Below are 14,701 nucleotides of genomic sequence, written 5' to 3'. Positions count from 1 at the left end.
CCCTGCTCGGCCGTGGCAAATATGTCTGACAAGTCTACTTGCGCGTCCCCAATGTGCTGTGTCACACTATTCCTAAATGTTAGATGTCAGACATCTTACAAATATCTATCTCACCACCGATTTCACCACAATGGAGTGCAGCATGACGCTTGAAGCAGAAGTCCTGGCCGCCTATCCGGCCGAAGTCCGGATCCCTGCAGCACTGGTGGCTGACGCCGTCGCTGCGTCCAGCGCCGAATCTCCCCGCATGCTGGTGGTGCTCGACGACGACCCCACCGGGACCCAGTCGGTTGCGGATCTGCCCGTCCTGACCCGCTGGGAAATCGAAGACTTCGTATGGGCCTTTGGACAGGCCAAGCCCGCTGTCTACGTCCTCACCAATACCCGCAGCCTGGACCCAGCCGAAGCGGCAGCCCGGAACGAGGAAGTGGTCCGCAATGCCCTCGCCGCCGCCGGGTCGGACGATTCCGGCCTGCGCCTAGGGTTCGTGAGCCGCAGTGACTCCACCCTCCGCGGCCACTACCCGCTGGAACCCGATGTCATCGCCGCCACCGTGGCCAAGGTCAGCGGAGAAGCCACCGACGGAGTGGTGCTCGTCCCGGCCTTCCCCGACGCCGGACGCGTGACCATCGGCGGCGTGCATTACATGCGCGGCACCGGGGAGGACGCCGGCAAGCTCACGCCGGTAGCCGAGACCGAATTCGCCAGGGACGCCACCTTCGGCTTCGCCAACTCGGACATGTCCAAGTATGTGGAGGAGAAGTCGCAGGGACGCTTTGCGGCAGATTCCGTCATTGTCCTGGACCTGAACATCATCCGCGCCTCCACCGATCCGCGGGCCACTGCGAACGCCATCGCGGATGCCATTGAACCCGCCACCAACTCCACCCCGATCGTGGCGGACATTGTTACCGAAAACGACCTCCGCGCCCTGTCCCTGGGCCTGGACGAAGCCGAACGGCGGGGCAAGAAGCTGCTTTACCGCGTAGGCCCGCCGTTTGGCCGTGCCCGGATCGGCCAGGAAATCCGCGCCGAGCTCAGTGGCGCCGAAGCCTACGCCGGCAACACCCCGTCCCTCGCCGGCGGACTGATCGTTGTTGGCTCCCACGTGGGGGTCACCACCCGGCAGCTGAAGGCCCTCACCGAGCAGCACAGCGCCGCGCACATCGCCGAGATCGACGTCGAGAAACTGCTGGCCGCCGAAACCGAAACAGCCGCGGACGCCTACTTGGACCAGACGGTGGACAGAGTCGTGGACGCACTCCGCACCCGCGACGTCATCGTCCACACCAGCCGGTTGCTGATCAAAACCGACAGCCCGGCCGAAAGCCTCCGGATCGCACGCACGGTGTCTTCCGCCGTCGTCGCGGTGGTGAACCGGACCCTGAAGACCTTCCCGCCGCGGTTCGTCATCGCCAAGGGCGGCATCACGTCCTCCGATGTTGCCGCCCACGGCCTGGAAATCCGCCACGCTATTGTCCGCGGACCCATGCTGCCGGGCATCGTCTCCCTCTGGGAACCGGTGGATGGGCCCGCCAAGGGCATCCCGTACATCGTCTTCGCCGGCAACGTGGGCGATGACCAGTCCCTCGCCGACGTCACCCGCAAACTCAGCAACACCTTCTAGCCCCCGCTTACGCCCGCCGGCTCCACCGATACCGCACACATTCAACGGAGAACACCATGACCAGCAACTACACCGTCACCGTCCTGGGCCTCGGAGCCATGGGACTGCCCATGGCCACGCGTCTCGCGTCCCAGCTGACCGTCCACGGCTTCGACATCGCCGAACCCCGCCTGAAGCTCGCCGAAGAAGCAGGCATCGCCACATTCGCCACCGCCCGCGAAGCTGCCAAGGGCGCCGACGCCGTGCTCCTGGCGGTCCGCAACGGTGAACAACTCAATGACGTCCTGTTCGGCGAGAACGGTGTGGCCTCGGTGCTGGAGCCGGGCGCCGTCGTGATCCTGGGCAGCACCGTCGGCACCGAAGCCATCCCGGCCACCGTCGCGCAGCTGGCCGAGTACGGCGTGGAACTGGTGGACGCACCGCTGTCCGGCGGCCCCAAGCGTGCCGGCGAAGGCGACCTGCTGATCGTTGTTGGCGCGTCCCCGGAAGCCCGCGAAAAAGCCGCCCCGGCCTTGGAACTCCTGGCCTCAACCCTGACCGTGGTGGGCGACAAGCCCGGCGATGGACAGGCCCTTAAGACCGTCAACCAGCTCCTCTGCGGCGTCCACATCGCTGCCGCCGCGGAGGCCATGGCCCTCGCCGACGCCCTCGGCCTGGACCAGGCCAAGACCCTCGCCGCCCTTGAAGCCGGCGCCGCAGGTTCCTTTATGCTCTCCAACCGCGGCCCCCGGATCCTGGAGGCCTACACCGAGGAAGGCGCCGAGGTCCTGTCCCGCCTGGACATCTTCGTCAAGGACATGGGCATCGTGGGCAAGGCCACGCGCGCCGCCGGCCTGGCTGCGCCGGTCGCTGCCGCTGCCGAACAGCTCTACCTTCTCGGCCAGGCCCAGGGCCTAGCCGCTTCCGACGACTCCGCCGTCATCAAGGTTGTTGCGCCCACCAAGCGCACCGCCTAGGCACCCAACTTCACAACCGCCAAAGTACCTCCCCTCAAGCCCGACGACGGCGGTCCCCCCTCCGCCGTCGTCGAACCTCCCAGCGTTCCCCCGACAGAAATAATTAGCGCCTGATCGCCCGTCTTCTGGAAGACTGGCTCGTCAAAGGAGACACCGTCATGAACCACCTGATGAACCCCCTGATACTGCGGGCGGCTGACGCCCCAGCTATCAAACCGGCAGTAGAGCTTGGCACCCCGCTGCTCCTCACCATCGCCGCCGTTGGCATCGCCATCCTGCTCGTGATGATCATCCGCTTCAAAATCCAGGCCTTCGTGGCGCTGCTGACCGTGAGCATCCTGGTGGCCGTGGCCGCACAGATCCCGCTCAAGGACGTCTTCACCGTTGTGGCCAATGGCGTGGGCGGCACCATGGGCAAAGTGGCCCTGCTGATCGCCCTCGGTGCGGTCCTGGGCCGGATGATCGAGGTCTCCGGCGGTGTCCAGTCCCTGGCTTCGCACTTCACCGAGAAGCTGGGTGCCAAGCGCGTGGCGGTGGCCCTCACCGCCGTCGGCTTCCTGGTGGCCATTCCCGTGTTCTTCGAGGTGGGCATCATCGTGCTGGTCCCCATCGTCTACGCCTTCGCCAAGATCGCCAACGTCCACCCCGTCAAGTTCGGCCTGCCGATGGCCGGCATCATGCTGGCCATCCATGTGGCCGTGCCTCCGCACCCGGGCATCGTCGCCGGTGCCGGTGTGTTCGGGGCCGACATCGGGCTCATTACCCTCATCTCGCTGCTGATCTGCATCCCGCTCGGCTTCCTGTCCTACTGGGTTGCCAGCATCATGAACCGCAAGGACTACGAGCTGCTGCCTTCGGTCAAAGCCCAGGTGGACGAGTTCGGTTCCGATTCCCTCGTGAAGGTTGGCCATGATGGCCCCGGCGCCGCGGCTATCGCCCCGCCGCGCCCGGCCCTGATCATCTTCCTCATCGCCGCGCCGATCGTGCAGATCCTGATCGGCACCATGGGTACCCTCACCATCCCCAAGGACAACTCCTGGTACGGCCTCGCGGCCTTCATCGGCAACCCGTTCTTCGCCCTCCTGGTGGCTGTTGCGCTGTCCTTCTTCCTGCTGGCTGTCCGCCGCAACTGGTCGCTGAAGGAGACCGGCGAAATCTTCGAAGGCGCGCTGCCTCCCATCGCCTCCATCCTGATGGTTGTCGCCGCCGGCGGCGTCTTCGGCGAAGTCCTCCGCACTTCCGGAATCGGCGCCGCGCTGTCCCAGACCCTTGACCACCTGGGCCTGCCGGTCATCGTGCTCGGCTTTGTCATCTCCCTCGCCCTGCGCGCAGCCCAGGGTTCGGCGACCGTCGCCATCGTCACCACCACCGGCCTGCTGACCTCCGCCGTGATGGAAGGCGGCTACTCCCCGGCGCAGATCGCCGTCATCGTGATCGCTATCGGCTTCGGCTCGCTCGGCCTGTCCCACGTGACCGACGCCGGCTTCTGGACCGTAGTGCGTTACTACGGACTCACCGTTTCCGACGGCCTGCGCACCTGGACCGTGCTCACCACCATCCTGGGACTGGCAGGCTTCCTCCTGACCTTCGTGGCCTGGATCCTGGTGGGGGGCCTGGGCGTCTAATGCGCACCCGACTCGACCATCTGGTCACCTCCGCCCTGCAGCGGCGATCGGCTGTCCCCGCGTTCACCTGCTACGACTTCACCACCGCCCTGGCTGTTGTGGGCGCGGCCGAAGACGCGGGCCACGGGGTCATCCTGCTGGTGGCCCCCAAGACCGCGGGCACGTCCAACGGCCTGCGCCTGATCACCGCGCTCCGCGGCTTGGCTGATGGTGCGTCCGTTCCGGTGGCGGTCCAACTGGACCACGCCTCGGACCTGTCGGTGATGGCCGACGCCGTCGCCGCGGGGGCGGATTCGGTCCTCGCGGACGGCTCCTCCCTTCCGTACGAGGACAACATTGCGCTGGTCCGGGCGGCACGCGCATTGGTGGGTGCCGACGTCGTGCTCGAAGCCGAACTCGGTGGCCTGGCCGGCGACGAGGACCGGGCCTTCGGCGCGGACGAAGCGGGCGTGGCTGTGGCTGGCCTGACGGACTCCGCCCAGGTGGAGGACTTTGTGGCCCGGACCGGCGCGCAATTGCTGGCCGTCGCCGTGGGTAACGTCCATGGCAAGTACAAGGGCGAGCCGCAGCTGCGCTGGGACGTCCTCCAGGACATCGCCGTGCGGACACACATCCCGCTGGTGCTCCACGGCGCCTCCGGCATTCCGGCGGGGGAGCTGGTGAAGGCCGCCGCCATGAACGTGGGCAAGGTGAACTTCAATACCGAACTCCGGACCGGCGTGCTGGCCACCCTGCAGGAGCAGTTGCCGGTGCACCGGGCCGACGGCGAGAACCTGCAGGGCCTGCTGGGCCACTGGAACTCCTCCGCCAGGGAGTTCGCGACGTCGGCGCTGGGCATGCTCAGCCGCTGAGAGTTCCTGCGGGGCCCCAGCCGTGTTTTGAGGGAACGGGAGGCTAGGATCATGCCATGATCCTGGCCTCCCTCCTTTTTGCGTTCATCGCCGCAGCCCTGCACGTCTACATCTTCACCATGGAATCCTTCACCTGGACCAAACCGGCCACCTGGAAGCGCTTCGGGCTTGCGTCCCAGGCCGACGCCGAGACCACCAGGCCGCTCGCGTACAACCAGGGTTTCTATAACCTGTTCCTGGCCATCGGCGCGTTCATCGGCATCGGCTGCGCAGCCTTCGCTGCCGAGGGGTCGGCGCAGTCCGTAGTGGGGTGGACCCTGGTCTTCAGCTGCTGCGGATCCATGCTGCTGGCCGCCGTGGTGCTCGCCTTGAGCGGGAAAAAGTACCTCCGTGCCGCCGCCATACAGGGCGCCACTCCGCTGCTCGCCGTCGTACTGGGACTTCTGGCCGTGGTTTCCTGACGCGCCGCCAGGCGCCGATCAGCCGCCAAGCTACCCATACAGGCGCAGAATGTAGGTAGTAGCAACTTCGGGAGTTTCAGGACCGGACGTGAGTGGTGTGAAGGAGCAGGGGGCATCCCCGCAACACGAGCCCGCGAACACGCGCGACCTCGGCATCGACCTCGTCCGCTTCTTCTGCCTGGCCCTGGTGGTGGTGGGCCACTGCATGATGGTCAGTCCGGTCCTGCACCGCGACGGCACCGTTACCACCGAGAACACCCTCGGGGAGCAGACCTGGTTCGTGCCCGTCATCTGGATCTTCATGGTGATGCCGCTGTTCTTCGTCACGGGCGGGACCACGGGCCTGCAGTCCTGGCGGCGGCTCAAGGCCCGGGGCGGCACCGGCTTCGAGTTCGCCCAGTCCCGCCTGCTCCGCCTGGTCCGGCCGGCGACCGCGTTGTTGGCCTGCATGTTCCTGGGGCTTTGGGCGGCACTGCTCCTGGGTGTGGACCCCCAGGTGATCCAGTTGATGACCGCCGGCGCGGGCATGCCGCTGTGGTTCCTGGCCGCCTATCTGGCTGCACAGCTGAACATTCCCCTGCTGGCCCGCTTCCATGACCGGGCGCCGTGGCTGACGCTGGTTGGCCTGACGGCCCTGGTGGTGGCGGTTGATTGCTTCCGCGGCGTCCTGCCTTCGCTGGCATATGCAAACTTGGTGTTCCTGTGGTGCGCCGTGCAGCAGTTGGGCTTCCTGATGGCGGACGGCCACTTCGCCAAGCTGTCCCGCTCCTCCCTGATGGGCCTGATCGTTGCGGCCAACCTGGTGCTGGGGGTCCTCACTGGACTGGGGCTTTATTCCGGAAACATGCTGGTGAACCTCAATCCACCCAACCTTTGCCTGCTCCTGCTGGGCGTAGCCCAGGCTGCCTTCCTTGAGATGGTCCGTCCCGGGCTCCACTGGGTGGCAGGGGTTCGCTGGGTGCGTGCCCTGGTGTCTGTTGCCGGGCGCCGGTCCATGACCGTCTACCTCTGGCACCTGCCCCTTCTCGTGGGCATGTCGGGCCTGCTCCTGCTTACCGACTTCCCCAAGCCGGCTGCGGGGACCGCCGCGTGGTGGTGGGCGCGGCCGCTGGTACTCCTGGGCGTCGTTACCCTGCTGCTTCCGGTCATGGGCGCCTTCGGCCGCCTTGAGGAACGTCCGACGGCGTCTGTCCACACGCGCGGCCGGCCCGCCGCAGCGGTGGTGACGGCCGCCGTCGTGGTCTTCATTCCGGTGGCCGACGCCGCGTTCAACGGCCTCACGCTGGGCCTCCTCGGCGGGGGAGCGGCGTGCTTCGCGCTCGCCGTGCTGCTGCTCGGCAGGATGCCGGAACGGGTGCCCGCCGGTGCGGCGGAGCGTGGCGGATTGTCCGGCGGATTAACCGGCGGATTGACCAGTGGGTCGTCCGATGGGTCGTCCGATGGGTCGTCCGGAGGGTTGTCCGGCGGGCAGCCGGGCGGGCCATTGCCAGCAGGGCCAAGTAGTGCCAGTGTCGAACCATGACGGAGAACATGATTTCCACCGAGGACGAATTCAGCCCCGACGTTTCGCTTGCACGGAACGACGCCCACCACTGCTATGAGCTGCGGGTCGGCGGGAAGGTAGCTGTGCAGTCCTTTTTCCGGGACCGGCCAGGGCACATTGACTTCACACACACGGAGACCGCAGAGGAGTTCAAAGGCCAGGGGCTTGGCAAAGTGCTGGCGCATTTCGCACTGGATGACGTGGTGGCCTCCGGCAAACGGATCATCCCGCATTGCCCGTTCATCGCCGGCTATCTCCGCCAGCATGAGGGTTACGAACAATACATCGACTGGCCCGAGGACGCTTAGCCACGGGACGTCAGGTGGCACGGCGCGTACTTGAGTTTGCGCCCGATCGATCCTGCGCTTAGTGGAAATGCGTGACCGGAGCCTCATGGGCGACTGCCGCCACCAACTGCTCGGCTATGGTGCGGAGCTTCTGGTTGCGGCTGCTGGAAGCCCTGACCAGAATGGCCATCGCCTCCTCCTGGGAACAGCGGTTCTGTCCCATGATGATTCCGGCCGCGAGGTCGATTGCCGTCCGGGACTCCATGGCCGCCCTGAGATCCGCCGCCAGCTGTTGGCCGGCGGCAACCCGGACAGCAAGCCGGAGCGAGCTCTGGGCATGGGCGGCAAAGAGCTCGGCATCTTCGATGGCGGCTGAGCCGAACGCGTTCACGTCCGGGGCGAAAATATTCAGGGCAGCCTTGGAATCACCGTCCAGAGTCAACGGAACGGCGAGCACACTGAGCTGGCCAAGCTGCGCGATGGCCTGGCCATACTCCGGCCAGCGCTTGTCATGCCGGGTGTCAGGGACAAGGACAGTGATGCCGGCGTTCATGGCATGGAGGCATGGTCCGGCGCCATGGTTGTGCTGGATTTCGTCCATCACCTTGGCCCGAGGGTCGCTCCAGGCAGCCGTGGTGGTCCGGTGCCGCCTGCTCAGCGTCACAGCGCAGACCACCGGAAGGTCCATGGACTCCGAAATGGCGCGGGCCGCGTAGTCGCACAGTTCGTGCAGGAATTCGTTCACGTCCCTGCTGTCGATGACGATGTTCTGGAGCTGTTCCACCACGGCGTCGTCGCCGTGACGGAGCGCCTTCAGCGCTGATGGGTCCATAGTCCAGTTTAGGCCCCGTCCGGCACTAAAGAACCGACACTATTGGGGCGTTGGCTACGGCTTGTCCACCCGACGCACCGTAATGGGGAGGCGCAATATTGTGACCTGCGCGACATCTTTGTAGAGTCGATGGTGGGCCATGCAGCCGGCCCCCGGCACCTATGCGGAGACCGCCATGAGCCACAAACTGTCCCATCACAAGCTTCGAATTGTTGTCCACGTTGATGTGGACCCGGGAAACATCAGCGTAGATGTTGGCGGCTGCCTGACACAGAGTAATTTTCCGGCACTGCTTCACCTGCTCCTCCGGGCGCAGCGCCTGGCCTCCGCCCCCGAGATAGCCCTGGATCTGCGGCATGCCATCCACCTGGATGCCAGTGTCCTGGCGCACCTTCGCCACATCGCCAGTCCGGGCTCGCATAAGTCAGGGCAGCATGCGGCCATTCATCACGCGATGGGGCTCGCCGCGGCTGCGGCCCTCGAAGAGGCCGATGACTTCCGCCTGACACTCCTGGAGCCGGTCTACCTGCCGGTGTGCCCCATCCACTCCGCAGCCGACAGTGCTGCGGCCCGGCGTGACGCCGCCAAGGCGGCCATGGTGGAGCATCCCAACCAGCCCACGGACCCCGCCCATCCGGTGCGCCCCTCCCGCGCCGCCTCGGCCAAGCGTTCCACGCGCGAACGTGCAGGCAAGGCCCTTCACGTCCACCTCTGAGCAAGGTGCCCGCCAGTTCGAGCGGGGAGTATTTTGCCCCTGTTGGCCAAGGTCTGCCAGTCAATGACGCACTCCGGTCCCTGAAAGTCCCTGGATTGGCGAGGTTTCGATAAATAGGTCACAAAAGTTTGACGAAAAGGCATGCCTAAGTAAGGCTTACCTTGCTAAAGACCCCCCCAACGTCGACTTAAGGATGACCACCGTGCCGCTGCTGCCCCGTGTTGATGAGATGTACGTGGACGAGAACCAGGTGAGCCACGCCCTGCCCGGACAGGATTTCGGCTCCCGCGTGGAGCTTGCCCTCGCTGCCACCAACCATCTGTTCAACAAGCGGAACTCCACGCGCTACGTGGCGCAGGTACTGCAGGGTGTCAATGCCGTGGCCACCAAACTGGACCGCACCACACGGCCGTTCACCGGCGTCGGACCTGCCGAAATGGAAGCCCGCATCGGCGCCGTCGACCTGGACCGGCCGCTCCCGGACACTGCCGCCGCCCTGGAGGAGCTGGAGTCCGTTTACCTTCGGGACGCCATCTACTTCCACGATGCGAAGTATGCTGCCCACCTGAACTGTCCCGTGGTGATCCCGGCGCTGGTAGGCGAAGCCATCCTTTCCGCGGTGAACTCCTCGATGGACACCTGGGACCAGAGCGCTGGCGCCACGATGATCGAGCGCAGGCTCATCGACTGGACGGCCGAGCGGCTGCAGCTGGGGGCTGCTGCCGACGGCGTGTTTACCTCCGGCGGCAGCCAGTCCAACCTGCAGGCCCTGCTGATCGCCCGCAACCACGCCGTTGCCGGCCTGCGCCAGGAGCCGGCCAACACCGGGCTCCGGCTGCCCGCGCTACTGGAGAAGCTGCGTATTTTCACGTCTGCCGACAGCCATTTCAGCATCCAGAAGTCAGCGTCGATGCTGGGCCTGGGGTTCGACGCCGTCACTTCCGTCGCATGCGCCGCGGACCACAAGATGGACCCCGCCGCCCTCGCCGAGGCCATGGCGGAAGCGCACGACGCCGGGCTGGTGCCGATGGCGGTGGTGGCCACCGCCGGGACCACTGATTTCGGTGCCGTGGATCCGCTCGCAGAACTCGCCGCGCTGGCCCGCGCCTACGGGGCCTGGTTCCACGTTGATGCTGCCTATGGCGGCGGGCTGATGGTCTCGAACCGCTACCGCCACCTGCTGGACGGGACGCGCCTGGCCGATTCCGTCACCGTGGACTTCCACAAGACGTTCTTCCAGCCGGTCAGCTCCAGCGCCCTGTTGGTCCGGGACCGCACCATGCTGCAGCACGTCACCTACTACGCGGACTACCTGAACCCCGAAAGCGCGGCCCTGGCCGAGATCCCCAACCAGGTGGACAAGAGCATCCAGACCACGCGCCGCTTTGACGCGCTCAAGCTCTGGCTGACCCTGCGCATCATGGGCGCGGACGCGATCGGCGCCCTGTTTGACGAAGCGATCGACCTCGCCACCCGGGTTGGCTCCGTCTTGGCGGCCGACGACGACTTTGAGCTCGCCGCCAACCCGCAGCTCAGCACGCTGGTCTTCCGGTACCGGCCGCTGGTGCCGGGCGCTGCCGCTGGTGCTGGTGCTGGTGCTGGTGCTGGCGGAGGGGAGCGGCTCTCCGAGGATGCTGCTGATGCCCTCAATCCGGCCATCCGCGCGGCAGTCTTCGCCTCGGGGCAGGCCGTGGTGGCCGGCACCAAGGTGGGCGGCAGACACTACCTGAAGTTCACGCTCCTCAACGCGGAGGCCACCCTGGGGGACATCTGCGAGATCGTCGAACTGCTTCGCGGCACGGGCGCGCAGCTATTGGCCAACGCTGCCACCAACACCAGCACTGCGGGAGCTTCCGCATGAGCGCCATTGACAACCCGCGTACTGACCCGCGCATCTACGACTTCGCCGGCATCGGCGTCGGACCTTTCAACCTTGGCCTCGCCGCCCTCAGCGAACCGGTGGACGGGCTGGATGGTGTCTTCCTGGAACAGCGCGAGTCCTTCGACTGGCACCCGGGGATGATGCTGGAGCCGGCCCACCTGCAGGTGCCGTTCATGGCGGACCTGGTAACGCTGGCCGATCCCACTTCGCCGTATTCTTTCCTGAACTTCCTCAAGCAGACCGGGCGGCTGTACCGGTTCTACATTCGCGAGAACTTCTATCCTCTGCGCGCCGAGTACAACCAGTACTGCCAGTGGGTGGCCGGCCAGCTGCGGTCCGTGCGTTTTAGCACGACTGTGCTGGATATAACGTACGACGGCGGCGTGTACAGGCTTTCGGTGCAAGGTCCGGACGGGCCTGAGGTGCTGCTGGCGCGGCGGCTGGTGCTCGGCACGGGCACCTCGCCGTACGTACCGTCGTCATGTGACGGAATAGTTTCAGCCGCGGCCAGGGAAGGCGGGGGACTTGTCCTCCACAACGCCGACTACCTGTTGAAGAAGAGTGAACTGCAGGCCAGGCGCAGCATCACCATCGTGGGCAGTGGCCAGAGCGCCGCGGAAATCTACTACGAGCTCCTGCAGGAGATCGATGTCCACGGCTACCAGCTGAACTGGGTCACCCGGTCCGGGCGGTTTTTCCCGCTGGAGTACACCAAGCTCACGCTGGAGATGACTTCGCCGGAATATGTGGATTATTTCCATGGGTTGCCGCAGGGCCAGCGCGACGGCCTCATCAAGAGCCAGAAGAACCTGTACAAGGGCATCAACTCCGAGCTGATCGACGCCATCTACGACCTCCTCTACACCAAGAGCCTTTCCGGCATGGTGGACACACAGCTACTGACCCATTCATCGCTGACGGGTGCGGCCTGGGATCCGGCCGCCGGCTCCCACACGTTGCACCTCAGGCACGAGGAACAGGGCGCCGAGTACGTGTTGGACAGCGAGGCCGTGGTCCTGGCCACCGGCTACACCTACAGGGAGCCGGGCTTCCTTGCCGGCATCCAGGACCGGATCGCCCGTGACTCCGCCGGCCGGTTCGCCGTGGCACGCAACTACAGCACCGGCGTCGAACCCGGCGAAATCTTTGTCCAGAATGCCGAGCTGCACACGCACGGCTTTGTCACCCCGGACCTGGGCATGGCCGCCTACCGGAACTCGTGCATCCTGCGCGAAATGACGGGCCGCGAGGTCTACCCGGTGGAGCGCAGCATCGCTTTCCAGCAGTTCGGCGCCCCGGCTAGCCTGCCCGAACCTGCCGGCGTGCCCGCAGCAGGCAAAGCAGGGGTGTCCGCATGAGATTCACGTTCCGCTGTGTTGACGCCGTCGCCGATGCACCCCTCCTGCACAGCTGGGTTACCCAGCCCTACGCATCGTTCTGGGGGATGCTGTCCTCCACAGTCGAGGGCGTTGTGGAGGAGTACTCGAAGATTCAGTCCAGCGGGCACCACCACGCCTTGCTGGGGCTCGACGCCGGTGTTCCCGCGTTCCTGATGGAGGAGTACCGTCCGTCGTCCTCGCCCCTGGCCGCCGCCTATGCCGTCCAGGAGGGCGACATCGGCATGCACCTGCTGGTGGCGCCGCCGTCGGGAGGTCCCACACCGGGGTATACCGCCTCCGTGATGGACGCCGTCCTGGACCGGCTGTTCCAGAAGCCCGGCGTGGAGCGCGTGGTGGTGGAGCCCGATGCCCGGAACACCAAAATCCACGTCCTCAATGAGCGGCTGGGCTTCCAACCGGCTGGCGTGGTGACGCTGCCGGACAAGGAAGCGCTCCTGAGCTTCTGCACCCGCCAGGACTACTCCGCTGCCCGCGCAGCGCTCCACAACCCCCAAGACCTTTCCGCCCCGATCCCCCAGGGAGCCACACTGTGACCACCATCGAGCTGGACAACGCCGCTGCCAGCGGCCCAACCGCTGATATCGGCCTCGCCGCACGAGAGGCCGCCTTTGGGCCCGAGGCAGTGAACACCGCCAACACCGTGCCGCACCTCGCTCCGCAGCGCTGGGCTGTGGCCAACCGACACCTTGTCCGGAAGGCACTCGCCGAATTCCTGCACGAACGCATCCTGGAGCCGCAGCGGCTGGGCGCCGGCTCCGGCTCCGGCGCCCGCCCTGCAGAACCGGCTGAGCCCGCGGCCTACGTGGTCCGCAGTGACGACGGTTCAACCTCCTACTCTTTCACCGCACGCGTCCTGGAGCTGGAGCACTGGTCGGTGGACGCCGCCTCCATTCGCTGCACCCGCAGTGGCGCGGACGCTGCCCCGGATGCGCTGCGCTTCATCACCGAGTTCAAGGACACCCTGGGGATCCGCGAGGAGATGCTCCCGGTCTACCTGGAGGAGATCAGCAGCACCCTCGCCGGCCACTCCTACAAGCAGTGGCTGGGACAGCCCTCGGCGCGGGAGCTGGTTGCCGGAGTCACTGGCGGAACCGATCCAGCAGCCGATTTCCAGGCTATCGAGCGCAGCATGACCGAAGGCCATCCGTGCTTCGTGGCCAACAATGGCCGGCTGGGCTTTGGCATCAGCGACTACCGGGCCTTTGCCCCTGAGACAGGGGCGCCCGTCCGGCTGGAATGGATCGGGGTCCACCGCAGCCAGGCGGTCTTCACGTCCAGCGCCGGGCTGGACTACCGCGTCCACCTGGAGGCCGAACTTGGCACAGGTGCCTTGCAGTCCTTCGACGCCGAATTCCGTGCCCAGGGCGTTGACCCCGCCGAGTATCTCCTGATGCCCGTGCATCCGTGGCAGTGGGAGAACAAGCTCACCGTCACGTTCGCTGCCGAGATCGCCCAGCAGCACATCATCCACCTGGGGACGGGAACTGACAGCTACCAGGCCCAGCAGTCCATCCGCACGTTTTTCAACACGAGCGCCCCGGAACAGAGTTACGTCAAGACCGCGATGTCCGTCCTGAATATGGGCTTCATGCGCGGGCTCTCACCGCAGTACATGAAGGCCACCCCCGCCATCAACGACTGGTTGCAGGACCTGATCTGTTCAGACGAGGCCCTGCAAAAGCGGGGCCTGGCCATGATCAGCGAGATCGCTGCCATTGGTTACCACAACAGCTACTACGAGGCCGCGTCCGCCAAGGGCTCGCCTTACCGGAAGATGCTGTCCGCACTGTGGAGGGAAAGTCCGCTCCCGCTGCTCGACGACGGCCAGCAGCTCGCCACCATGGCCTCGCTCCTGCACGTCGACTCCGGCGGCCGGCCCATGGTGTCTGCCCTGATCGAACGTTCAGGCTTGGAACCCGTCGAATGGCTGCGCCGTTACTTCGAGGCCTACCTCGTCCCGCTGGTCCACTGCCTCTATCAGTACGAACTCGCCTTTATGCCGCACGGCGAGAATGTGATCCTGGTGCTTGAGGACGGTGTGCCCATCCGGGCGGTCATGAAGGACATCGCCGAGGAAATCGTGGTGATGGGCGACCGGCTGGACCTCCCCGAGGAAGTGTCGCGGATCCGCGCGGACATCCCCGACGGCGAAAAAGTCCTGGCCATCTTCACCGACGTCTTCGACTGCATCTTCCGGTTCCTCGGTGCACTGCTGGTGGAGGACGGGAAGCTCAACGAGGAGGAGTTCTGGGGCACGGCCGCCCGCGTCATTCAGGACTACCAGGCCGAAAACCCCGAACTCGCGGACCAGTTCGCCCGCCACGACCTGTTCGCCGCCGACTTTGAACTGTCATGCCTGAACCGGCTGCAGCTGCGGAACAACCAGCAGATGCTTGACCTGGCCGACCCGTCCGGCGGGCTCCAGATGGCAGGCCGGCTCGCCAACCCGCTGGCTCGGTTCGCATAGCGTCGGATTCTGCACCATCATTCGAGGGCTTCGGCCGGCCCGCCCAGCATTTCCG

13 protein-coding genes are annotated in these 14,701 nt (G+C 66.0%); 12 read left to right on the top strand and 1 reads right to left on the bottom strand.

What is annotated here, in order from left to right; all coding sequences use genetic code 11:
* Positions 1–142: 142 nt before the first annotated feature.
* The 7 genes from ACFC25_RS05470 (at position 143) to ACFC25_RS05440 (ending at position 7,371) form a co-directional block, all read left to right on the top strand.
* Entirely contained in the window at positions 143–1,627 is a 1,485-nt protein-coding gene (locus tag ACFC25_RS05470) for a four-carbon acid sugar kinase family protein (protein WP_376044397.1), read from the top strand.
* Positions 1,628–1,683: 56 nt separating this feature from the next.
* Positions 1,684–2,583: an NAD(P)-dependent oxidoreductase gene (locus ACFC25_RS05465; RefSeq protein WP_337350733.1), complete on the top strand. Its 900-nt coding sequence runs from the start codon at positions 1,684–1,686 to the stop codon at positions 2,581–2,583.
* A gap of 158 nt (positions 2,584–2,741) precedes the next feature.
* Complete coding sequence (locus ACFC25_RS05460) at positions 2,742–4,208, top strand: GntP family transporter (protein ID WP_337345556.1); 1,467 nt, start codon at positions 2,742–2,744, stop codon at positions 4,206–4,208.
* Complete coding sequence (locus ACFC25_RS05455) at positions 4,208–5,059, top strand: class II fructose-bisphosphate aldolase (protein WP_376044396.1); 852 nt, start codon at positions 4,208–4,210, stop codon at positions 5,057–5,059. Before ACFC25_RS05460 ends, ACFC25_RS05455 begins: the two co-directional genes overlap by 1 nt.
* 56 nt (positions 5,060–5,115) lie before the next feature.
* Entirely contained in the window at positions 5,116–5,520 is a 405-nt protein-coding gene (locus tag ACFC25_RS05450) for a DUF1304 domain-containing protein (protein ID WP_376044395.1), read from the top strand.
* Positions 5,521–5,608: 88 nt separating this feature from the next.
* Positions 5,609–7,042, top strand: coding sequence for an acyltransferase (locus ACFC25_RS05445; RefSeq protein ID WP_376044394.1), 1,434 nt, complete (start codon positions 5,609–5,611; stop codon positions 7,040–7,042).
* On the top strand, positions 7,039–7,371 hold the full coding sequence (locus tag ACFC25_RS05440; RefSeq protein WP_337350736.1) for a GNAT family N-acetyltransferase: 333 nt from the start codon (positions 7,039–7,041) through the stop codon (positions 7,369–7,371). The genes ACFC25_RS05445 and ACFC25_RS05440 overlap by 4 nt, the downstream gene beginning before the upstream one ends.
* Positions 7,372–7,429: 58 nt before the next feature.
* On the opposite strand, the gene ACFC25_RS05435 is transcribed toward ACFC25_RS05440, so the two are convergent.
* Positions 7,430–8,182, bottom strand: a complete 753-nt coding sequence (locus ACFC25_RS05435) for a GAF and ANTAR domain-containing protein (RefSeq protein WP_376044393.1) — start codon at positions 8,180–8,182, stop codon at positions 7,430–7,432.
* A gap of 175 nt (positions 8,183–8,357) precedes the next feature.
* On the opposite strand from ACFC25_RS05435, the gene ACFC25_RS05430 reads away from it, so the two are divergent.
* From ACFC25_RS05430 to ACFC25_RS05410, 5 genes are all read left to right on the top strand, one after another.
* Positions 8,358–8,897: a hypothetical protein gene (locus ACFC25_RS05430; RefSeq protein WP_376044392.1), complete on the top strand. Its 540-nt coding sequence runs from the start codon at positions 8,358–8,360 to the stop codon at positions 8,895–8,897.
* A gap of 229 nt (positions 8,898–9,126) precedes the next feature.
* Complete coding sequence (locus ACFC25_RS05425) at positions 9,127–10,758, top strand: pyridoxal phosphate-dependent decarboxylase family protein (RefSeq protein WP_376044545.1); 1,632 nt, start codon at positions 9,127–9,129, stop codon at positions 10,756–10,758.
* Positions 10,755–12,137, top strand: coding sequence for a lysine N(6)-hydroxylase/L-ornithine N(5)-oxygenase family protein (locus tag ACFC25_RS05420; RefSeq protein WP_376044391.1), 1,383 nt, complete (start codon positions 10,755–10,757; stop codon positions 12,135–12,137). The genes ACFC25_RS05425 and ACFC25_RS05420 overlap by 4 nt, the downstream gene beginning before the upstream one ends.
* Complete coding sequence (locus ACFC25_RS05415; protein WP_376044390.1) at positions 12,134–12,712, top strand: GNAT family N-acetyltransferase; 579 nt, start codon at positions 12,134–12,136, stop codon at positions 12,710–12,712. The genes ACFC25_RS05420 and ACFC25_RS05415 overlap by 4 nt, the downstream gene beginning before the upstream one ends.
* Before the next feature lie 89 nt (positions 12,713–12,801).
* Entirely contained in the window at positions 12,802–14,646 is a 1,845-nt protein-coding gene (locus ACFC25_RS05410) for an IucA/IucC family protein (RefSeq protein ID WP_376044544.1), read from the top strand.
* The last annotated feature ends 55 nt before the right edge of the window (positions 14,647–14,701 follow it).

It is taken from the genome of Pseudarthrobacter sp. NPDC055928, assembly GCF_042270935.1.
Lineage (GTDB): Bacteria > Actinomycetota > Actinomycetes > Actinomycetales > Micrococcaceae > Arthrobacter.
Note: the sequence above shows the minus strand (reverse complement) of the source record. Positions and strands in the feature narration are given on the sequence as shown.

Excerpts from the sequence above, each read along its gene's own strand:
- ACFC25_RS05420 (WP_376044391.1), top strand. The coding sequence starts at position 10,755 with ATGAGCGCCATTGACAACCCGCGTACTGACCCGCGCATCTACGACTTC.
- ACFC25_RS05470 (WP_376044397.1), top strand. The coding sequence starts at position 143 with ATGACGCTTGAAGCAGAAGTCCTGGCCGCCTATCCGGCCGAAGTCCGG.
- ACFC25_RS05440 (WP_337350736.1), top strand. The coding sequence starts at position 7,039 with ATGACGGAGAACATGATTTCCACCGAGGACGAATTCAGCCCCGACGTT.
- ACFC25_RS05450 (WP_376044395.1), top strand. The coding sequence starts at position 5,116 with ATGATCCTGGCCTCCCTCCTTTTTGCGTTCATCGCCGCAGCCCTGCAC.
- ACFC25_RS05425 (WP_376044545.1), top strand. The coding sequence starts at position 9,127 with ATGTACGTGGACGAGAACCAGGTGAGCCACGCCCTGCCCGGACAGGAT.
- ACFC25_RS05460 (WP_337345556.1), top strand. The coding sequence starts at position 2,742 with ATGAACCACCTGATGAACCCCCTGATACTGCGGGCGGCTGACGCCCCA.
- ACFC25_RS05430 (WP_376044392.1), top strand. The coding sequence starts at position 8,358 with ATGAGCCACAAACTGTCCCATCACAAGCTTCGAATTGTTGTCCACGTT.
- ACFC25_RS05435 (WP_376044393.1), bottom strand. The coding sequence starts at position 8,182 with ATGGACCCATCAGCGCTGAAGGCGCTCCGTCACGGCGACGACGCCGTG.
- ACFC25_RS05415 (WP_376044390.1), top strand. The coding sequence starts at position 12,134 with ATGAGATTCACGTTCCGCTGTGTTGACGCCGTCGCCGATGCACCCCTC.
- ACFC25_RS05465 (WP_337350733.1), top strand. The coding sequence starts at position 1,684 with ATGACCAGCAACTACACCGTCACCGTCCTGGGCCTCGGAGCCATGGGA.
- ACFC25_RS05455 (WP_376044396.1), top strand. The coding sequence starts at position 4,208 with ATGCGCACCCGACTCGACCATCTGGTCACCTCCGCCCTGCAGCGGCGA.